This window comes from Runella sp. SP2 (assembly GCF_003711225.1).
Lineage (GTDB): Bacteria > Bacteroidota > Bacteroidia > Cytophagales > Spirosomataceae > Runella.
On the sequence record NZ_CP031030.1, the window covers coordinates 3096556 to 3117625 of the forward strand.

Sequence of the window (21070 nt, forward strand, 5' to 3'; positions counted from 1 at the left end):
TTAGAATAACATAACTTTGGGTTCAAAGCTACCCTTTTTTTGTATTCCAATAGAATGGGTAAACAACTGATTATAAGTCAAAAAACGCGGAGCACAGCGCAAATACAGTCAAAAATAATATAAATGAGCAGGTAGGTGTAGGATAGTCTTTCACACTCTTTTTAGAAATATTTGAATATTAATTTGTCCGTTGCTTAGTTCCTAAACCATTTTTTGGCTAAACATCAGGCTTATTCCTAAAACATAAAATCGTTATCTACATGCTTAACAAAATGAGTGCTAAACTTCTTCAAGCAGGTTTTCTTTCTGCGTTGATTGTATTAGGTGGTTGTAAAGTTTCTAATACAAGCACGGGTGCTTCTGAAAAAGGCTTCAAATCCATTTTTAACGGTAAAAACCTCGACGGTTGGGATGGTGACCCTACCTACTGGCGCGCTGAAAACGGTGTACTTATCGGCGAAATTACTCCCAGTACGTTGCTCAAAGCCAACAACTTTCTTATCTGGAAAGGTGGCGAACCTGCTGATTTTGAACTAAAAGGCGAATTTAACATCGCCAAAGCGGGCAACTCAGGCATCAATTATCGCAGCGAAAGATTAACGGATGTACCGTTCGCGCTGAAAGGCTACCAAGCTGATATTGATGGTCAAATCAATTACACTGGTCAAAACTACGAGGAGCGTAAACGCACTACCCTCGCTTACCGTGGTCAAATCACGACGATTAGCCCTCAGTCTTCTCCGATGACACCCGAGCAGGTACGTGCCAAAGTAAAACGCAATGCCTGGACCGACCTCCAAGTGACAGGTTCATTGGGAACTTCAGACGAATTGAAAACAAAAATCAAATCAGAAGATTGGAATGAATTTCATTTGGTTGTGAAAGGCAATCGTTTACAACATTATGTCAACGGCGTATTGATGAGCGATGTCACTGACAATGACCAAGTAAACGGCAAATCAAAAGGATTTTTGGGCGTACAAGTACACGTAGGTCCTCCCATGAAAGTACAATACCGCAATCTGCGTTTGAAGCAATTGTAATGCGGTTCACAGTTAATCGTTATTGGTTAATCGTTATCGGTGAAACCTCGATGGTGTAATGCTATAACCAATGTTAAACATCTAATAATCAATATGATTATACAGTTAACGATTAACAGATAACAGTTATACAAATAACAGTTAACGATTACACAGACAAAACTGCTCGAAAAGAATTATGAATAAAATTGGCTTTAATGTATTGGCTTGGTCGGCGGGAATGTCTGACGAATTATTTCCCATCATCGAACGCCTCAAAGAAATTGGCTACGACGGCGTCGAATATTTTATCGGTGCCCCCGATGAAGACGCCTACAAACGGGTAGGAAACCGCTCGCGTGAACTAGGTTTAGGCGTAACGGCCGTGACGGTAGTAAGTCCTGATACTAACCCAGTCAGCGAATCGGCAACGGTACGCGCCCAAGCCCTCGACCAACTTAAATGGGTGATTGACCGCGCCCACGACCTAAACGCCGAAGTACTTTGTGGCCCCTTCCACTCGGCACACGCGCATTTTGTGGCTCGTCCAGCTTCGGTAGATGAGTTTGCCCGCGCCGCCGAAGTACTACATGCTGCGGGAGAATACGCCGCGCAAGCCAACTTAATTTTAGCCCCCGAAGCCCTCAATCGTTTTGAGTGCTACCTCTGCAATACGATGGAGCACCTTGCCAACTTGGTGCAATTGACCAACCACCCCAACGTACGGGCCATGTTCGACACGCACCATGCCAACATCGAAGAGAAAAAATACGAGTCGGCCATCCGTACCATTGCACCTTACTTGAGTCACGTCCACATTAGCGAAAACGACCGCGGCACGCCTGGCGATGGGCATATCCCGTGGGACAATGCCTTTGCGGGATTGGCGGCGGTTGGCTACAAAGGCTGGTTGACGATTGAAGCATTTTCTCGCAATGACCCAGATTTTGCCAATGCGATTGGGGTATGGCGCGAGTACAATGACCCTTGGCACATTGCCGAAAATGGTCTGACGTTCATCCGCGAAATGTCTATCAAGCATAATTTATAACGTATGAAAAAAGGAAGCTTCCTCTTTATTTCCTGCTGCCTGCTTTTTGGACTGTTGGGGTTTGCAACGCCCCTGCCATCGGTTCATCCTGAGGATGCGTACAAAATTGTCTATAAAGGAGAAAAAGGCCCAGGGAGGGGCAAAAATATCGTGTTTGTCACCACCGACCACGAATACCGAAGCGAAGAATCTCTCCCCGCGTTAGCTCGTATTTTGGCCAAACGTTATGGTTTTACGTGCACGGTCGTTTTTGGATTAGATGACCATGGCAACATCTTCCCTGGAAGTTCTAATTTAAAAGGGTTAGCGGCCCTCGATAAAGCCGATTTAATGGTATTGTTTACGCGTTTTTCCCATTTTGATGATGAAGAAATGCAGCACTTCGACGCTTACATTCGTCGCGGAGGCCCTATTGTTGCTTTTCGAACTTCGACCCATGCTTTTAACATCAAGAGTGGCTCGAAGTGGGAGCATTATTCTTGGAACTACAAAGGAGAAAAAAGTGGGTGGAAAGACGGTTTTGGTGAATTGGTATTGGGCGAAACGTGGGTATCTCACTACGGCACCAACCACAAACAATCTTCAAAACTACTGTTGGAAGATTCCCAAAAACAACATCCTATTTTGCGCGGTGTCAAAGACGTTTGGGTGCAGTCGGGAGGCTATACCGCCTACCCCAACGGGGCTACCACCTTGGCACGCGGGCAAGTGCTCAATGGCATGACGCCCACCTCAGCCCCCGACCCTACCAAAGAGTTACTCCCTGTTGCATGGGTTAAAAACTATTCAGTTGAGTCTGGGCCAACGGGGCGTGCTTTTACTACCACCCACGGTGCATCTGAAGACCTGCTCAACGAAGGATTCCGACGCATGGCAATCAACGCCACTCTTTGGGCAATGGGAATGGAGAAAGAAATCAAAGCCAACAACCCCATTGAATTTGTCGGTCCTTACCAGCCCACACCTTTCAATTTTGACGGGTATAAAGTAAACGTAAAACCTGCTGATCTAGCAGATTTCAATTCGTTGATTATGCCTGGTGAAATTTTCAAGAAAAAATAATTTGTATTCATAACCCATCCTAATTCTAGTATGTCAGTAACACTTCCATTTCGTTTTGGCTCAGAAGTTTACACTTGGTTCATGAGCGGAAACGGTGCCACACACCAAGGGCGTTTAGGCCACATGATTGAAATTATTTCCAAAGCAGGTTTTACGGGAATTCAACCCATTTTTACGTGGATGGGCGATTTGGTAAACCCTGATTTGTTGGAAGCTAAGTTGAAAGAACAAGGCATTGAACTAGCCGCCGTGGCTTTGGCCTTGGAGTGGAATGGTAACGGAGAAAACGAAGACGAACGCCGCATCGCCGACAATGCCATCGCTTTGTTACAGCGTTTTCCTGGGGCGGTTTTAAATACGGTTCAAATTCCAACGGGCCGCCACGACCTCGCCGCGCGTCAGAAAAGCCTGGTGAATATTGTCAATACCGTTTCGGCCCGTGCCAATGCGTTGGGCGTGCCTTGTAGTTTTCACCCCAACTCACCGCATTCATCCATCATCCGTACCGAAGAAGACTATAAAATTGTGTTGGAGTCGTTGGATGCAACCGTGACAGGCTGGACGCCCGACGTGGGTCACATCATCAATGGCGACATGGACCCGCTCGCCAAAATGAAAGAATACGCCTCGCTTATCAACCACGTACACTACAAAGATTGGGACGGTAATCCTGAATTTACGTTGATGGGACGCGGAAAAGTAGATTTGCTCGGTGTTACGCAGTGGTTGAAAGACATCAATTATTCGGGTTGGATTATCTGCGAAGACGAAGGCGAAGAAGCCCTCGACGACCCCGATTTTGTGACCCTCCACGACGGGCGTTGGATTTTAAACGATTTAATTCCAAATCTGAAATAACCTTAAACTGATTTAACCACATAGAGCACAATAGAATTAACACATAGAATACATAGATAGCTAAATCCTCCTAGGTTTTCTATGTAAAAAAACTATGTGAGCTATGTGGTAAAAAAGCAAAGTCTCGTAATCAATCCTCAATAGTATGCCTTTCGTACAGACCAACGGTATCAATTTTTACTACGAAGAGCGGGGTGATGCCAACGCTCAGCCATTGCTCCTCATCATGGGAATCACGGCAGCAGGCGGTGTGTGGGAGCCCCACGCCTCGTACTGGGCAAACGATTTTCGGTGCATTATTGGTGACAACCGTGGCGTAGGCAAAACCGACAAACCGCAAGGCCCCTATTCAACGGCTCAAATGGCCGACGATTATGCAGGATTGCTCGACGCGCTGGGTTTGGAAAATGTGCACGTAGTTGGCTGTTCGATGGGAAGTACCATTGCCCAACAACTGGCGATTCGTCACCCTAAAAAAGTGCGCTCGTTGGTGCTGATGTGTCCGTGGGCGCGCTGCGATAACGTGGCCAAAGCCATTTTTACCCACATGATGCACTGCAAAGCACGCTTCCGTCCCGAGGAATTTAGCTTGTACATTCAGCAGTTGATTTATTCAAAATCGTCGTGGGATAACGAAACCATCGCAGCAGAACTGGAAGCAGGACGCGCCCAAGCGGGTCTCGACCCGTTCCCTCAGCCATTGCACGGACTGGAAGGACAAGCTTCGGCCTGCATTTCGCACAATGCCTTGGCGGATTTACCGAACGTTACGCAACCGACGCTTGTGATTGGTGGCCGCGAGGACATTTTTACGCCCGTTTGGATGGCCGAAGAAGTGACCAATGCGATTCCTAACGCGGAGTTGTATTTGTACGAAAATGCGGGACACATTTTCCATTTTGAGCACTTGGACGACTTTAACCCACGGGTAAAGAATTGGTTAAGTCAGCATACTTAATTATTTATGAACACAAACGAAACAAACACGCAACCTTGGACCAACAAACTGTCGCACGTGGCGCAGTGGGGAGGCATCGAAACCTCCGTACTCGACAACGGCGCAGGACGTGGGACGCGCATTGCGTGGATAAATACGGGAACGGGTTTGCGGTATAAAGTGGTGCTTGACCGCGCCATGGACATCGCCGAAGCGTTCTACAACCAACACGGTTTGGCTTGGTTGAGTCATGCAGGTATTACGCCACCTCAGCCTTTTTCGGACGGTGGCATTGATTGGCTTCGGACGTTCGGTGGAGGTTTAGTTACCACGTGCGGGTTGAGCCACATTGGTGGGCCTGAGTCGGACGAATACGGTCAGCGCGGCCTTCACGGCGAAATCAGCAATATTCCCGCCGAAATTGAATCCATCGTTCAGCCCGACCCTGTGGCGGGCAAGTTGGACATGAGCATTACGGGGATTATCAAACAAGCCCGCGTTTTTGGGCCCGTGTTGGAACTGCGTCGGACAATTTCGGGAACGCTCGGACAACCGACCATCAAAATCCACGACGAAATCATCAACCGCGCCAATACCCCCGCCCCGCACATGTTACTTTACCACTGCAACTTCGGTTGGCCGCTGGTGGACGAAGGAGCACGCTTAGTGTGGCAAGGCAAATGGCAGTCGCGCGATGGCAATCCACAAAATCCGATTTTTAATAACGACAACGATTTCCGCCGTTGCCCCGCGCCGCTCGAAGCCCACAGTGGCTTTGGCGAAGAGGCCGCCTTTATCGACATCGACGCTGACGCCAACGGACAAGCAAGTTGCGGAGTTTATAATGAGGCACTTGGGTTTGCCGTTGCAGTTCGTTTTCCCAAAGCTCAACTGCCTTGGCTCACCAACTGGCAGCACTGGGGCAAAGGCGAATACGTCACGGGCTTAGAACCTGGCACCCACCCGCCGATTGGGCAAGCGGCAGCACGGGCACAACAAACGCTCATTGAACTAGCGCCAGGAGAAAAGCGCAGTTACACCCTTGATATTGAAATCATTACCGACTCAGCCGCGCTTCGCGACTTTGTTGGGCACCCCTAATTATACACACACAATTTTCATTCATTAACTCTTAACAAGTGCAATTGCACCCCCTGAAAAAATGGCAAATTCAAGTATAGCAGCAAAAGCATTAGAGCAAGGACAAGGTATTTTACGGCTTGCCCCTACGTGGGTTCCGCGCTCGTTTTGCGTTCCTGGTCGTCGTATCAAACTTCACCCTGACGATTATTATGTACTAGGTGGTGTTCGTGGTGGTATCGACGAGCGTTGGCTTTCTTCTACCACTCCTGCCAAAAATGGTCCACTTACGGGCGAACACGAAGGTTTGAGCAAAGTAGTTTTTGAAGAAAATGGACAAACCGAACAAGTGTTGTTGAAAGACGTCATTGAAGAATTAAAGGGCGAAATCGTTGGCGACCGTCTTTGGGACGAATACCAAAGCTGGCCAATGTATTCAAAATTCTTTGACAACATGGGGCCACTGCCGCACCATATCCACCACAACGACGAAAAGGCAGCTTTGGTAGGGCAAAACGGAAAACCCGAAGCCTATTATTTCCCTCCCCAACTCAACAACCACGGTGGTGATTTCCCCTATACTTTCTTCGGAATTACGCCAGGTACTACCAAAGAACAAATCAAGCAATGCTTGATGGACTTCAATAAAGGTGACAACAAAATCACTAATTTCTCGTCGGCTTATAAATTAGAACCGGGTACAGGCTGGGACGTTCCTCCAGGAATTTTGCACGCGCCAGGTAGCTTGTGCACCTACGAGCCACAAAAAGCTTCCGATATTTTTGCTATGTACCAAAGCCTTGTGAATGAAGCAATTGTACCAGAAGAGTTGCTTTGGAATGGCACACCACAAGACAAAATGGGTGACTATGACGAGTTGGTTTCGGTGATTGACTGGGAGGCCAATGTTGACCCCAATTTTGCCGCCAATCACTTTATGATGCCTAGGCCCGTACATCCGTTGGAAGAAATGCAAGCCCAAGGATACGTAGAAAACTGGATTTGTTATCGTTCTGAGGCATACAGTGCCAAAGAACTCACCGTCTTGCCAGGCGCTACCGTTACCATTACCGACAACGCGGCGTACGGCTTAATCATGATGCAAGGACACGGCAAAATGGGCGTGTGGAACATCGAAACGCCTGCCTTGATTCGTTACGGACAATTGACCAACGATGAGTTTTTTGTCACTGAAAACGCAGCGAAAGCAGGTGTTACCATTACCAACTATTCGTCAACAGACCCTATCGTGATGTTGAAGCACTTCGGGCCTAATAACCCTGATTTGGTCGTAGTGAAGTAGTTGTGTTAGTTATCTGTTAATTGGAAACTGTTATCCGTTAACTGGAAACTGGATTATTGCTATTCTTACATTGCTGATACTCAACACCATTAACAGATAACAATTAACTGATAACGGCTAACAGACACTCACATAAAACTGAACATTCATAAACAAACCTTTTAGACAATGGCAGAAAACAATTTTCCAAAACTCCACAACGCCACTTGGCCTGGGATTGTGGGTAAAGGCCCTGATTCAGAGCCTGCAATTGCATTTGATACCATGCTCGAAATGACTGCGGCAGCAGAAGTGGACGGCGTAAAATTTGACGGCGTGGACGTTGGTCTTTTTGACCCTCACTACGACCTTGATATATCGGACGACGGCATCAAGCGCCTCGCCGACAAAGTAGCCAAGCACGGCCTCGAAGTAGGTAGCTTGGTGGCACCTATCTGGGGTGGCCCCGCGATGGGTACCAAAGAACAACGTGCCGAATTTGTTGAAATGGTGCGTAAGTCTTGCCACATCGGTCAAAAACTCCGCGAGTGGGGCCTTCGTCCAAACGGCATTGTTCGTATCGACTCGGCAAGTAGTCCGCACGATTGGGCCAACGACCCTGCGGGCAACACCAAGCTCATCGCCCAAACCTTCCGCGAAGCCTGCGACGTAGCCGCAGATTTTGGTGAAAGCCTAGCCGCCGAAGGAGAAATCTGCTGGGGCGGAATGCACTCGTGGAAATACATGCTCGATACGCTAGAGGCTGTTGACCGCAAAAACATTGGTTTCCAAGCCGATATGTCGCACACGACCTTGTATTTGTTGGGTTACAATGCGCCAGAACACCGCGTATTGCCCGAAGATTTCCAATGGGGCGACCGCGAAACGTTCCTCGAAGGTTTGCGCAAATTGACCGCCGCATTGCGTCCGTGGACCATCGACTTCCACGTTGCCCAAAACGACGGCACCGTGTTTGGTTCAGGCTCGCACGACAAAACGGGTCGCCACTGCCAAGCTACCGACCCGAACGGTAAACTCGACATCACCAACGACGCAGGGCTTTGGCTTCGCAACGAAAGCGGCGAGTTGACCAAAGCATTCAAGCACATTTGCTGGGATGGCTGTATGTTCCCGAACGCGGTCATGAACAACCAACAAACGTGGAACGACATCCTCGCGGCCATGATTAAGGTGCGCAAAGCACACGGATGGGTGGCCCCCTAACCCCCAATGGGGGGACTAGTTTTAGTCCTTTAATTCTACTTGTAAAAAACATAAAAACTGCCTTGTTGTTCCCCCATTGGGGGCCAGGGGGCTTGACTATATGAAAAAAGAAATCAGAATCGGATTAGTTGGGACGGGTTTGATGGGCCGTACCCACGCCAACGGATATAATCGAATTGCCAATTTCTTCCCAGAATTGGAATACCGCCCCGTTTTGAAAGCGGTGTGCTCACGTAACCCCCAAAATGTACAGGCATTTGCCGAGCAGTGGGGCTTTGAGTCGTACGAAACCGACTGGAAAGTATTGGTGAACCGCGACGACATCGACGCAATTGACATTTGTACGCCCAACGACAGCCACGCCGAAATCGCGTTGGCAGCGGCGGCAGCGGGTAAAATGATTCTTTGCGAAAAACCACTTGCGCGCACCTTGGCCGAAGGCGAAACCATGGTAGAAGCGGCCGAAAAAGCGGGGGTAAAAACCACCGTTTGGTACAACTACCGTCGGATTCCTGCGGTGACGTTGGCCAAACAAATCGTGGATTCGGGGAAATTGGGCAAGATTTTTCACTACCGTGCCAACTTCCTACAAGACTGGACCATCAACGCCGACCTACCGCAAGGAGGAACGGGGTTGTGGCGCATGGACGTCTCCTCGGCGGGCTCGGGCGTAACGGGTGACTTGTTGGCTCACTGTATCGACACCGCAATGTGGATCAACGGTGCTATCACCGACGTATCGGCCATGACCGAAACTTTTGTGAAAGAGCGTATGCACCAGCTTACGGGTAAAGTAGAGCCTGTGGGCATCGACGACGCATGTCTTTTCCACTGCCATTTTGCCAATGGTTCGTTGGGCTTGTTTGAGTCAACGCGCTATGCACGCGGCCACAAAGCCCTTTATACGTTTGAAATCAACGGCGAGCACGCTTCGATTCGTTGGGATTTGCACGATTTGAACCGCCTCGAATACTTCGACCACAAGGACGAATCTATCGTACGCGGCTGGCGCTCCATCCACGTCACCGACGGCGACCAACCGTACATGAACCGTTGGTGGATTCCTGGCTGCGGTATCGGATACGAGCACAGCTTTATCCACCAAGTAGCCGATTTCTTGAAAAGCCTCGAAGACGGCTCACCTTGCGGCCCAACGTTCAGAGACGCGCTCCAAACCCAAAAGGTATGCGAAGCGGTCATTGAATCGGCCAACTCTCGTAGCTGGAAAGATACGGGTGCTGAGACGATTGGGTAATCATTCTAACCTTTCCAAGGTGTTGAACCTTGGAAAGGTTAAATAAAAATTTGAGTTTTGTACTCATGGGCTTTTATCATTGGTTCTACGGTCAAAGAACCCTATTTTTTTAATTCTTCTGAATAATTTTCTACATTTAGGATTTTCAAGCAATCTCTAATCTGACCAATACTGCTTCCTAATGAAATCCTTCTCTGAAATTTTTATCTATTCTGACCAGCCAGTAACTTGCCCAAATTGTGGTTCAAGGTCAGAGATAATTTTAGAACTATCCCAAATAAACTATCAAACTCAAATCCATAAATGTAAGAATACAAAATGTGTGCATGAGTTTGAAATGCAATATGATGAAGAGTTTGATAATGGAGCTTTATTATGAAACAAGGGCAAAGACTATGGACACGAGATGAATTAATATTGGCAATTAATTTGTATTGCAAATTACCCTTTGGCCGTTTACATCGTTCTAATCCAGAAGTAATAAATCTTGCCACGCTGATAGATAGAACGCCAAGTTCAGTAGCATATAAATTAGTAAACTTTGCCAGTTTAGACCCAAGTCTAAAAGCAAGAGGTATAAAAGGTGCTTCTAATGCAAGTAAAGCAGATAATGAAATTTGGAATGAATTTTTCAACAATTGGGATGTACTCCCCTATGAGAGCGAAAAATTGTTAGCACAATTTGAACATACAACTGTTGAGCAATTATACCAGATTCCTGAAGATGCTCTACTAAAAGAAGGAAAGACAAGGGAGCAAGTAGTAAAGGTAAGAGTTAACCAATCATTTTTTAGAAGGTCAATACTAGCAGCGTACAATAATACTTGCTGTATTACAGGAATTAATACGCCTGAATTTTTAATAGCAGGACACATTCGCCCATGGGGGATTGATGAAAAGAACAGGCTAAATCCAAGAAACGGAATAGCAATAAACGCTTTACATGACAAGGCTTTTGAGGCTGGATATATTACAATTACCCCAGATTATAAAGTAAAAGTTTCGCCATTAATCCTGAAAAACAAAGATCAGCATACTCTTGATTTCTTTGGTAAATTTGACAATCAACCCATTATTCTTCCTTTACGTTTTTTACCTGACGTTGAGTTTTTAAAATATCATAACGAAGAACGATTTAAAATATAGCGATTGAGGGTTAGAAGCAAAATTCAAGAAAGAATTACGCCCGTTAATCAATATCTTTGAGCAATTTCTATGTTCAATAAAAAGAGCCTTTATAACACTTTCCCCAAAGCTGTGTATAACAGCTCTTTTTAAGCCTATTCCTCCCTTTAGAACTCAAACCAACTGAGTCATGATGACAAAGTAGAAGAGAAAATTACTCATCCTGTATGAGCTCACAGTTGTCAGGTTCGCTACATTGAAAGAACGCAATTGCGGATGTGTTAGGGTTTCAAGCCCAGTTGTCACATATTTTAAATTTTATTCTCCAAAAAATCTAAAAAAATCTATCAACTTAACCATTAAAACGGTTCAAAGTGATAAAAGTGAAAGTACTTTAGTAAATCAATTAAAATAGTAACTCAAACTATTCTCCAAAAACTTCAATAAGTTTTAACATGGCTACATTTGGGGCAGAATCTCTTGTATTACCTCGTATTCCGTAAGGAGTAACTGAATGTATTTTTTTGGGTCTTTTAATCAGCACAGAATGATTTTTTTCATGCCAATAAACATCGTATATTATCCCTTTATAAATAATTGACTTACATTTTTTGTATTCTCTGGTTATATTATTAGTTTTAAGACCTGTAAAAGCATACTGGTCTTCTACTATTTTTCCGTTCATTACAAAGTCTACATTTTTTATAAACAAGGTGTCTTTGTAATACCTTTGGCTAGTATTAACGGAATAAGCACCATTACTCCAAAGTACATGAGCGCTGAAATTTATCAAAAGATTGTGATAAGGAAACTTAGACTCATATACGGGTATATTAGATTTTGGCGACAATGTATGAAGGTTTTTATATACATAGTTAGTATCATTATTTCTTTTGCTGAAGAGATAAAAATCAAACTCTTTTACATTTTCATCATTTTTAAAATTCGCTACTCTTAATGGGTTTTCAATCCATACTTCTACATTTTTAAGATACGTGTTACCTAGATTCCTAATATACATCATAGGGAAATAGACATTTTTATCAATTCCAATGTGAATTCCATAACCAAAACTTAGATATGGCTTATTATTACCGCCAGATAACTGCTCAAAAGAATTATTTTGAATATCAATTATTAACTTTTGAGTTCTATTTAATTCAAATTGAGCGTTGTTAAGTTGTCTGTTTAATGATAAAATTGAGAGCGCAGTATCAAGTTGAATTCGTGAAAGTTTAAGCAACTCATTTTGAAGTGAATCTTTCATTCGTTTTTCTTTTTCTTCTTTTGCCTCACTTATAATTTTATCATCTAATGATTTTTTACCTGACAAAAAAGAGATTACAGCACCGAGAACAACCAAGATAGAAGCTATGAATGCAAAATATTTACCAATTTTTTTATTGGCAACATCTGAAAAAAGCTTTTCAACAAAACCAATTACAGCACCCAATATAGTTAGTAAAATTCCTGCTATTAATAGGATGTAGTCTGTATTCATTAATAAATTTTTATTTGTACCTTTGGAAAAAACCTGAGAAAAGATAACTGTGTCGTTTCGTTAAAGAGATTTTTTAACACAGCGAGTATCAAAAACTTTGTATTTTTAATTTATTATTTTACAAATTTATACAGCTTTATCTATTCTATATAATCGAAGTGCTTGGAGTTATTTTTCTTTGCCATGCAGTTTTACGAATTTCATCAGCCGATAGTCTTGGAGTCTCATCATCCCACGCACCACATAAATTGGAGAAAACGTGCAAATCGCCCTCCCCTTTTACAACCCTTTCATTCTCAATTTCCTCCACCTCCAAATTATCCATCTCGTTCAGTAATTTACGCAAAGCCGAGGCAGTTTTCTCATTTTTTACACTTATTCTAAACTCAGTCATGGCTTAATTTATATTTTTTACCCTGTCCAGTTGATACAATAACCAAAGATATAAAAAAACTAGTTATTACAAATTTTCTCCATATCTTCAAACTCAGGTTCGCAGTATCTACGCAGTCGCTCGCATCCATCTTGCGAATAACGACTCTCACGTAAAAGCCAAAGGTTTTAGATGCCTACGGCATGACAAAAGGTAGAAATAACAACCCTTCCACCCTAACCAACGCCCCCATGCAATTGCCTCTTTATCAAGTCGATGCTTTTACCGACACCCTTTTTGGAGGAAACCCCGCCTGCGTAGTGCCGCTTGAATCGTGGCTACCCGACGAACTTTTGCTCAAAATTGCGAAAGAAAATGCCGTGGCCGAAACCGCTTTTTTTGTGGACAAAGGCGAAAAAATTCATTTGCGATGGTTTACGCCCGAAATTGAAATGGACTTGTGTGGTCACGCTACCTTGGCTACGGCGCATTGCCTAAAAACTATTCTGAACTACCCCAATGACACGCTTATTTTTGAAACCCTGAGCGGAGAGTTACGCGTATCGGTGCAGCAGGAATTATACCAACTAGACTTCCCCTCCAGAATGCCCATAGCCGCCACTTTGCCATCGGTAATTTCGGCAGCGTTGAATCTCCAACCCCAAGAAATTTACAAAGCCAGAGACTACGTATTGGTGTACGAAAATGAAGCCCAAATCAGAAGCATCACCATCGACAGGCAGTTCTTTGACCAAATCAACCTCGACCCAGGTGGCGTCATCGTCACTGCCGTAGGCGATACTTACGACTTTGTTTCCCGTTTTTTTACCCCCCAAGCCTCCATTTTAGAAGACCCCGTGACGGGTTCTGCGCACTGTTCACTGATTCCTTTTTGGGCAAAACGGCTATCAAAAACGTCGCTCTACGCCCAACAAGTGTCAGAGCGTTTGGGAAAATTATACTGCGAAGACCAAGGAGAACGCGTACTCATTAGCGGCCAAGCCAAAACCTATTCGGTCGGAAGTTTCTGGGTGGAATAGTGAATGTAACGACCCTAATTTACACAAGCCGCTCAAAATCAATATGCCTGTAAAAAACACTTTCTTGTGCCACCTTACAATCACTTTTATCAAAAGACTTAGTAGCTAGTCCATCTTTTATAATTTCTTCAATTGCAACTTTAAGTCGTGGTATTTGCTGATTTACAATTTCGAATACCATTTCGTAATCAATACCAGTATAATCGTGAGCAATGCGATTTCTCAAACCACGCACTTGTTTCCATGGAAAAGCGGGGTATGTAGAACGAGTTATTTCTGAAATTTTGCCTGAATTTTCTCCAATATTCGACAATAATAATAAACTGGCATTAAACCTTAACTGGTCATCGGCCCAAAGAAAATCTTTAGCCGTTTGGAAACCTTTAGCATACAATAAAATCTTTTCAACAGATTCTAACATAACCAGTAAAGGCAATAAGTCACGACTCCTATTTATAGACATACTTAAGTTCTTTTTGGGCTCGGTACAAAATGATTGGATCAGCAAACTTAGCAGGCACAATATCAATTTTAGATTTTAAAAGTCTAGCTAAACGCGTTTTTAAACGTTTACGGGTCTCATAATCGAGTTCTTCCTCCAATAAAAAATCTATATCACCATATTCCTCTCCTCTGGCAAACGACCCAAATACCCCTAACTGAGTGATTCCAAAGGTTTCAAATATCCTGTGATGCCGCAGGATGTTCTCCAGTTCCAATAATGTCAGTTGGTATTTCGCGACCTTTTTCATTTCTCCAATTTTATTTTGATGGATTATTGCAGTTAACAAAGCTACACAAAATCCCACGACCTAAAAATAATAGTCATGTTAGCGTAGCTCCAAAAAGTTGTGCCCAAAGCTTTAATAACCTACAATCCCCTAACAAAGTGGGGCCAAAATCCGTTGTCTGTCGAAGAAAATTGCTGTTCGTCTATTGAGGCTTGAAAGGGAAAAGAGCGTGTCGTTGTTTTGAACAAAAAACAACAAAACTCCCATGAACACGCCCCTCAAATCCATCGCTTTTGGCATTCTATTCATTGCTTCCTTGATTTCGTGCACCAAAGAACCCAGTTTACCACCCAAAGAGCGTTTTTTGAGTGACAAACCGTGGTACGTCACAGGTTACACCGTCCAACTAGGTAGTCGCTATGAAGATAGGCTTTCGGCCATGCCCAATTGCCTCAAAGACGACATTTACGTTTTTACGGCTAAAAAACAGTACGAGTACAACGCAGGTACGACCAAGTGCGACCCCAACGACCCACAAGTCATTCATACGGGTATCTGGTCGCTGAGCGAGGACGGTAACACCCTCAAAATCAACATCAAAACGGGCGATACTGGCCTAGGTTTATACGAATACAAAGTCACCGAGTTGTCCGAACACATGCTTCAACTCCAATTCAGCGACGGCGGTTTTGTTTATCGGCTGTTGTTTGAGCATCCGTAAATCGTTCCTTTTCTTCATCAATTGCCTTCCACAGCCCTGTTTGCGATTAGAAAAGTATTAGAAGTACTATGGTAGTTCAAACATTCTAATGAGTTGAGCTGTTTTAGATTAAATTCTTTCAAGCAGAATCCTAATTCGGAAAACTACCAAACGCTGCTTATGTCACAAGAGTCTATCGAAACATTTTACCCAAGGAACCGTCAAGAATGGCGCGAATGGTTACAAGAAAACCATGACAAAAAGCAGTCTATTTGGGTTGTGTATTATAAAAGAAAAACGAATATACCTACCGTAATTTACAGTGAAGCCGTCGATGAAGCGCTTTGCTTTGGCTGGATTGACAGTAAAATAAAACCACTGGACGAAGAAAAGTTTGTGCAGTTCTTTTGCAAACGAAAAGTAAATAGTGTTTGGTCAAAAGTGAATAAAGAAAAAATTGAACGGCTCATACACGAAGGTCTTATGACCAAAGCAGGTTTTGAGATCATTGAAAAAGCAAAACAAAACGGTGCTTGGACTCTTTTGGACGAAGCAGAGGCATTAATAATACCAAAAGACTTGGAGGATGAATTCAAAAAAAGACCAAAGGCAAAAGATTATTTTGTGGGTTTAAATAAATCAGACAAACGAAATATTTTACAATGGTTAACTCTTGCCAAACGCCAAGAAACACGAGAAAAAAGAATCATCGAAATTGTTGAGCTTGCTGAACAATCTCTAAAACCTAAACAATTTCGTGGAAGAAAAAACGACTAATAAGGCAAGTTTAAAATATTCTTTGTTTGACGATTTGAACAAAATAAAACTCGATAGCCATGAAAAATATCCTTCTCATGACTTTAATAGTTTTAACCATCGGGATTAAGGCTTTCAGCCAAAACCCATTCCCAAATCTCGACAAAACCTCTTTGATATCAAGCAATTACGAAATAGAAAAATTAAATAAGCCTTACACCCTCATTATCTACGGAGGTGTTGGTTGCGGGTACTCAGAGTACCTTATTAAAAACTTAGATGTTTTGTCTGACTGTAAAAACAACTGTGATATTGTTCTGATAATGGATAAAGACAGAGAAACTATTTACAAATACATGGGAGAGGTGGTTGAGAAGTATCCTACGTTTACCAACACACTCCTTCAGTATAAACTCAAAAAGAAATCTGACATATTCCCTCAAGCACTATTATTTAAGAATAAAGTACAAATCAGCCATATTGTTGGCGTTAAAAATGGAATGTTAACCAAAACAAAAAAAATTATCATGGAGGACAATTAAGATTCATATTTTAGTAAACAGCCAAATCGTGTAAATTGGCAAACAGCCTAAATACATTTCCACCCATCAATCAACATAGCCCATGAAAAAAAAGAATCTAACCACAACACTCTGTGCACTACTCTTTCTGGCTAATTCCTATGCACAGACGTTAAGTTCCAACGGCAAAACTGTTAAAGTACAAGAGCTTGCTGTACGTCTTAAAGTTAAGTATTTATAGCGGCAAGAAGTTAAGTACTTTTGTTTTTTGATATACGCTCATACAAGCAACAACCGATGGGACAAGCGACCAATACAGCGATACGGCAGTCATTACTGGAGTTAAAAGCCTCAGGTAAAACACTAAAATATATTAGTGAACACTTAGGTGTTCCCTATGCTACCCTGCGAAACTTATGGCATAAACACCAAAAAACTCCCCAATCAAATTTACGAACAGCATATGAGAACTGTGGCAAAAAGCCGCCCAGTAGATCCGATGTGATTTATCGAGGAGCTCTTTGGCTAAAACGTTTACATCCAAATTGGGGAAGCCCCTTGATTCATATGCACCTGGTCAATCGCTATGGTTGCTCTCAGGTGGTTCATGTACGCACGATTCAACGTTGGTTTTTGTCAGCTCATATGAGCAAACCACGTTCCCAAAAATTAGAACCCAAAATTGGGCAATCAACACAGGTTCATAACATCTGGCAGGTAGATGCCAAAGAACGATTAAGCTTAGAAAATGGTCAATCAGCTTGTTATTTGACCATTGTGGATGAAAAAAGTGGAGCTTGTCTGGAAGCACCCGTTTTCCCCCTATGCCCGAATCAATCAAGTGCCCATTGACCAAATACGGCAAAAACTTATTGAGGTTTTCAACAAATGGGGAAAAGCAGGTTGTTTTAGAGTAGATAATGGCGAGCCATTCGGAAGTCCTGCTGGGGCACCTACTCCGCCTTTAGCGCTGTGGCTTATCGCTCACGATATTGATTTGACTTGGAATAAACCTTATTGTCCACAGATGAATAATCGCGTTGAGAAAATGCAAGATACCACTCAACGCTGGGCAGAAGTGCAAGCTTGCCGTTGTTTACAAGAATTACAAGCCAAGCTAGATGCCCAAATTCATATTCAACGACAGCTGTATCCAGTAACTCGGCTGGAGGGAAAAACCAGGGCGATGGCTTTCCCTGAGTTAATTACTAAACAACGCGTATTTTCAAGTAAAGACTTTGATTCAAAGAGAGTTCATGAATTTATTGCAAAAAAAATCTACACTCGAAAAGTATCATCAGTAGGACAAATTACGCATTTCGGACAAACGATTAGGGTAGGAAAAGAATTTGCTCACCAATTTGTCCAACTTAAATTCAAGCCAGATACCTTGAAGTGGCAAATCTCGAACTCCACTCAAATTATCAAAAATATTGCCGATAACTGTCTTACTGATGATAGAATCAAAAATATGACCGTATTTTCAAAACAAAAAAACCAATCAAACTAAATGTCTGTTTGAGCGTACCTAACTTTAAAGCGTACAACAAGCTTCCAGAATATATTATCGTCAATTGCGACAATGTCACTTCCATTTTAAATAGCAGCATCCGAATCGCCATTCAGGCGAAAAACTCAAAGTTTGGGACATCTCTGCAAACATTAGAAGACCTGTTAGAGAGCAAAAATCACTTAAAAATCAGCAACCAAACCGATTTGTTGAATACAATGGCTAGCCTTGGCTTTGAGTACGTCAATGCGTTCCCACAAAATACCGTCCCAGAGAGCACCTTTAGCCGAGCGGGATTTGTGTTTCGCAAAAAAGAGAAATACAGAAACTAACTTTCTGCACGCAAGTAGTACTGTTGTTTGAGTATCCGTAATGCGTTCACTTTGCCAACCAATCCCACTTTTCACCCCAAAAACGAGTAAAGGAAGCCCTTTTTTGACTTAGTACACTGTTTTCCACCAAAGGGCTTTCCTCCTAATGACCCGCCAACCTGACCAATTACTCCAAGTACGCAACCTCTCTAAGTCGTTTGTGGGCGTGAAAGCCCTCGACCAAGTCCAGCTCGACCTCAAAAAAGGGGAAGTCCATGCCGTCATGGGCGAAAATGGAGCGGGGAAGTCCACCTTCATGAAACTATTGATGGGATTGCTTTCTCCCGATTCGGGCGAAATTTGGTTGGAAGGTGAAATGCTCAAAAACGCCGACGTCAACGAAACGCTCAAACGCGGTATTTCGATGATTCACCAAGAAATGCTCGTCGTTCCCGAATTGACCGTTGCCCAAAACATTTTTTTGGGACGTGAAAAAACCAATTGGCTTCCCTTTTGGCTCGACGACACCCACACCAACGCCCAAGCCGAAGCCATTTTACAACAAATGGGCGTGGATATTGCCCCCACTACTCTGCTCAAGCACCTGAGCGTGGCCGAAATGCAAATGGTCGAAATTGCCAAGGCCATTTCCAACAACGCCAAGGTCATCATCATGGACGAGCCGACTTCGGCCATTTCGGACAAAGAAGTGGCAACCCTGTTCAAAATCATCAAAGACTTAAAACAGCAAGGCGTCGGAATCCTGTACATCTCACACAAAATGGACGAGATTTTTCAGATTTCGGACACCATTACTGTCTTGCGCGATGGGCAATACATCGGAACAAAACCCGCTTCCGAACTCGACCAACCTACCTTGATTTCAATGATGGTGGGGCGCGAAATCACCAACCTTTTTCCCGAAATCGTTCCTTCCAAGGGCGAAGTAGTGCTGTCGGTCAAACAACTCACACGTCAAGGGGTATTTGCTGACATCACGTTTGAGGTACGCAAAGGCGAAGTTTTGGGCTTGGCAGGCTTGATGGGTGCGGGGCGGACGGAGGTGGCACGGGCCATTTTTGGATTAGACCGTTACGATAGTGGTGAAATTTACCTCAACGGACGCGCCGTTCATATCCACTCACCCGCCAAGGCCATTGCCTTGGGCATTGGCTACGTCAGCGAAGACCGCAAAGGATTAGGCTTTATTCCTGCCATGACCATCCAAGACAATATTACGCTTTCGAGTCTCCCGCAACATGCCAAAGCAGGCTGGGTGATGACCGACAGCGAAGCAACAGTTGCTTCGCGCATGATGCAAAACTTGCGTATCAAAGCCACGGGTGCTGCCCAAAAAGTAAGCCACCTCAGCGGCGGAAACCAACAAAAAGTCGTCATCGCCAAGGTACTTCAGGCTGCTCCCAACGTAGTCATTCTTGACGAACCAACGCGCGGCATCGACATTGGGGCGAAGTTTGAAATTTATAAACTCATCAACGACCTAACGGCGCAAGGTATTGCCGTCGTGATGATTTCGTCGGAATTACCCGAAATTCTTGGACTTAGCCACCGAATACTGGTGCTCTCGAAAGGTAAACAAACCGCCCTGCTCTCCAATACCGAAGCCACACAGGACATGATTATGAAATTTGCAATGCAATAGGCGAAGGGGAAAAGGCAAGGGGCAAGAAGCAAGGGGCAAGGGGCATTGATACCTTCTACGTCGGCATAAAAAACATAAAACCCCAAACCCCAAACAGGAAACAGAAAACCCGAAACAAAAAAATGAATACAATTTTAACTCGTTCAAAAAACTTAGGCCAATACGGCATATTTGGGGCTTTTGTGGTGATTTGCTTGGGATTAGCAGTCATCAATCCGCAGTTTATGACTGTCTCCAACTGGACTATCATCATAACCCAAGTATCCATCAACGCGCTTTTGGCCTTTGGGGTCACCTTTGTTATCATTACGGGTGGTATCGACCTTTCGTTGGGTTCGATCGTCGCCGTAACGGGCGTCGTGGCAGCTTCACTGGCGCATCCTGATACCTACCCCGTCATTGTACCGATTGGCGTTGGGGTGCTTTCGGGCGTAGCCATGGGCGCACTCAATGGGTTAGTGATTACCAAAAGCAAAGTTCCCCCCTTCATCGTGACGCTAGGAATGATGACCATTGGGCGCGGTTTGGCCTTGATTTTGAGCAAAGGCCGTCCTATTTCTAACCTTTCCGATTCGTTCAATTTCATTGGGGGTGGTAGCGTTTTAGGTATTCCCTTTCCCATTCTCATTTTGGTCGTCTTTTTTATCCTTTGTACACTTCTTCTCAAAAAAACGGTGTTGGGACGATACATTTATGCTGTTGGAGGAAACGAACAAGCCGCAACGGCCTCAGGAATTCGGGTCAACAAAGTCAAAATGGCGGTTTATACTTTGTGTGGCGGCTTGGCAGGTTTGGCAGGGATTCTTCTTACGGCCCGAATCACCACAGGACAGCCCAACGCAGGGGCAGGTTTTGAACTCGATGCCATCGCAGCGGCAATCATCGGCGGCACTAGTACCTCGGGCGGAACGGGTACAATGACTGGCACGCTCATCGGCGCACTCTTGATTGGTGTCATCAGCAACGGCCTCGATCTCCTCAACGTCACGTCGTATTACCAACAAGTGGTCATGGGAGCAATCATTATTGGCGCAGTAGTGCTTGATAGTTGGAATCAGAAAAAATAGT

Annotated in this window: 23 protein-coding genes; 19 read left to right on the forward strand and 4 right to left on the reverse strand. The window is 44.1% G+C overall.

Annotated features, from left to right (window positions below; translation table 11 throughout):
* Positions 1-272 precede the first annotated feature (272 nt).
* The 10 genes from DTQ70_RS12965 (at position 273) to DTQ70_RS13015 (ending at position 10917) form a co-directional block, all read left to right on the forward strand.
* On the forward strand, positions 273-1043 hold the full coding sequence (locus tag DTQ70_RS12965; RefSeq protein ID WP_409050426.1) for a DUF1080 domain-containing protein: 771 nt from the start codon (positions 273-275) through the stop codon (positions 1041-1043).
* Between the two features lie 178 nt (positions 1044-1221).
* On the forward strand, positions 1222-2073 hold the full coding sequence (locus DTQ70_RS12970; protein ID WP_122931195.1) for a sugar phosphate isomerase/epimerase: 852 nt from the start codon (positions 1222-1224) through the stop codon (positions 2071-2073).
* Positions 2074-2076: 3 nt separating this feature from the next.
* Positions 2077-3135 carry a ThuA domain-containing protein gene (locus tag DTQ70_RS12975; protein WP_122931196.1) on the forward strand — a complete coding sequence of 353 codons (1059 nt, stop codon included), beginning with the start codon at positions 2077-2079 and terminating at the stop codon, positions 3133-3135.
* A gap of 30 nt (positions 3136-3165) precedes the next feature.
* Complete coding sequence (locus DTQ70_RS12980; RefSeq protein ID WP_122931197.1) at positions 3166-3993, forward strand: sugar phosphate isomerase/epimerase; 828 nt, start codon at positions 3166-3168, stop codon at positions 3991-3993.
* Positions 3994-4138: 145 nt separating this feature from the next.
* A complete protein-coding gene (locus tag DTQ70_RS12985) occupies positions 4139-4951 on the forward strand; it encodes an alpha/beta fold hydrolase (RefSeq protein WP_122931198.1) in 813 nt (270 codons plus the stop codon).
* 6 nt (positions 4952-4957) lie between these two features.
* Positions 4958-6031, forward strand: coding sequence for an aldose 1-epimerase family protein (locus DTQ70_RS12990; protein WP_122931199.1), 1074 nt, complete (start codon positions 4958-4960; stop codon positions 6029-6031).
* 61 nt (positions 6032-6092) lie between these two features.
* Entirely contained in the window at positions 6093-7313 is a 1221-nt protein-coding gene (locus DTQ70_RS12995; RefSeq protein ID WP_122931200.1) for a class I mannose-6-phosphate isomerase, read from the forward strand.
* Positions 7314-7481: 168 nt separating this feature from the next.
* Positions 7482-8516 carry a sugar phosphate isomerase/epimerase gene (locus DTQ70_RS13000; RefSeq protein ID WP_122931201.1) on the forward strand — a complete coding sequence of 345 codons (1035 nt, stop codon included), beginning with the start codon at positions 7482-7484 and terminating at the stop codon, positions 8514-8516.
* A gap of 100 nt (positions 8517-8616) precedes the next feature.
* Positions 8617-9771 carry a Gfo/Idh/MocA family protein gene (locus tag DTQ70_RS13005; protein ID WP_122931202.1) on the forward strand — a complete coding sequence of 385 codons (1155 nt, stop codon included), beginning with the start codon at positions 8617-8619 and terminating at the stop codon, positions 9769-9771.
* Between the two features lie 375 nt (positions 9772-10146).
* Positions 10147-10917: an HNH endonuclease gene (locus DTQ70_RS13015; RefSeq protein WP_122931204.1), complete on the forward strand. Its 771-nt coding sequence runs from the start codon at positions 10147-10149 to the stop codon at positions 10915-10917.
* A 403-nt stretch (positions 10918-11320) separates the two neighbouring features.
* Here DTQ70_RS13015 and DTQ70_RS13020 read toward each other — a convergent pair whose 3' ends face one another.
* Both DTQ70_RS13020 and DTQ70_RS13025 read right to left on the reverse strand, forming a co-directional pair.
* Positions 11321-12397: a hypothetical protein gene (locus DTQ70_RS13020; protein WP_122931205.1), complete on the reverse strand. Its 1077-nt coding sequence runs from the start codon at positions 12395-12397 to the stop codon at positions 11321-11323.
* Positions 12398-12542: 145 nt separating this feature from the next.
* Positions 12543-12791, reverse strand: coding sequence for a hypothetical protein (locus tag DTQ70_RS13025; RefSeq protein WP_122931206.1), 249 nt, complete (start codon positions 12789-12791; stop codon positions 12543-12545).
* 182 nt (positions 12792-12973) lie between these two features.
* Between DTQ70_RS13025 and DTQ70_RS13030 the strand changes: the two genes are divergently transcribed.
* Positions 12974-13810 (forward strand): PhzF family phenazine biosynthesis protein, encoded by an 837-nt coding sequence (locus DTQ70_RS13030; RefSeq protein ID WP_229600125.1) that lies wholly within the window; start codon positions 12974-12976, stop codon positions 13808-13810.
* Between the two features lie 19 nt (positions 13811-13829).
* On the opposite strand, the gene DTQ70_RS13035 is transcribed toward DTQ70_RS13030, so the two are convergent.
* The gene (locus tag DTQ70_RS13035; RefSeq protein WP_164490001.1) at positions 13830-14231 is read right to left on the reverse strand and encodes a DUF86 domain-containing protein; all 402 of its coding nucleotides are present in this window, start codon (positions 14229-14231) and stop codon (positions 13830-13832) included.
* A 28-nt stretch (positions 14232-14259) separates the two neighbouring features.
* The gene (locus DTQ70_RS13040) at positions 14260-14562 is read right to left on the reverse strand and encodes a nucleotidyltransferase family protein (protein WP_122934392.1); all 303 of its coding nucleotides are present in this window, start codon (positions 14560-14562) and stop codon (positions 14260-14262) included.
* Between the two features lie 244 nt (positions 14563-14806).
* On the opposite strand from DTQ70_RS13040, the gene DTQ70_RS13045 reads away from it, so the two are divergent.
* The 8 genes from DTQ70_RS13045 (at position 14807) to DTQ70_RS13075 (ending at position 21069) form a co-directional block, all read left to right on the forward strand.
* Positions 14807-15262: a lipocalin family protein gene (locus DTQ70_RS13045; RefSeq protein WP_122931208.1), complete on the forward strand. Its 456-nt coding sequence runs from the start codon at positions 14807-14809 to the stop codon at positions 15260-15262.
* A gap of 159 nt (positions 15263-15421) precedes the next feature.
* Positions 15422-16018 carry a YdeI family protein gene (locus tag DTQ70_RS13050; protein ID WP_122931209.1) on the forward strand — a complete coding sequence of 199 codons (597 nt, stop codon included), beginning with the start codon at positions 15422-15424 and terminating at the stop codon, positions 16016-16018.
* A gap of 59 nt (positions 16019-16077) precedes the next feature.
* Complete coding sequence (locus tag DTQ70_RS13055) at positions 16078-16539, forward strand: hypothetical protein (protein WP_122931210.1); 462 nt, start codon at positions 16078-16080, stop codon at positions 16537-16539.
* Between the two features lie 276 nt (positions 16540-16815).
* Positions 16816-17370: a hypothetical protein gene (locus DTQ70_RS30695; protein ID WP_164489881.1), complete on the forward strand. Its 555-nt coding sequence runs from the start codon at positions 16816-16818 to the stop codon at positions 17368-17370.
* Positions 17300-18028, forward strand: coding sequence for a hypothetical protein (locus tag DTQ70_RS13060; RefSeq protein ID WP_122929371.1), 729 nt, complete (start codon positions 17300-17302; stop codon positions 18026-18028). The genes DTQ70_RS30695 and DTQ70_RS13060 overlap by 71 nt, the downstream gene beginning before the upstream one ends.
* Positions 18029-18036: 8 nt before the next feature.
* Positions 18037-18360: a hypothetical protein gene (locus DTQ70_RS13065; protein WP_122931211.1), complete on the forward strand. Its 324-nt coding sequence runs from the start codon at positions 18037-18039 to the stop codon at positions 18358-18360.
* Positions 18361-18505: 145 nt separating this feature from the next.
* Complete coding sequence (locus DTQ70_RS13070; protein WP_122931212.1) at positions 18506-20002, forward strand: sugar ABC transporter ATP-binding protein; 1497 nt, start codon at positions 18506-18508, stop codon at positions 20000-20002.
* 122 nt (positions 20003-20124) lie between these two features.
* Positions 20125-21069: an ABC transporter permease gene (locus DTQ70_RS13075; protein WP_122931213.1), complete on the forward strand. Its 945-nt coding sequence runs from the start codon at positions 20125-20127 to the stop codon at positions 21067-21069.
* The last annotated feature ends 1 nt before the right edge of the window (position 21070 follow it).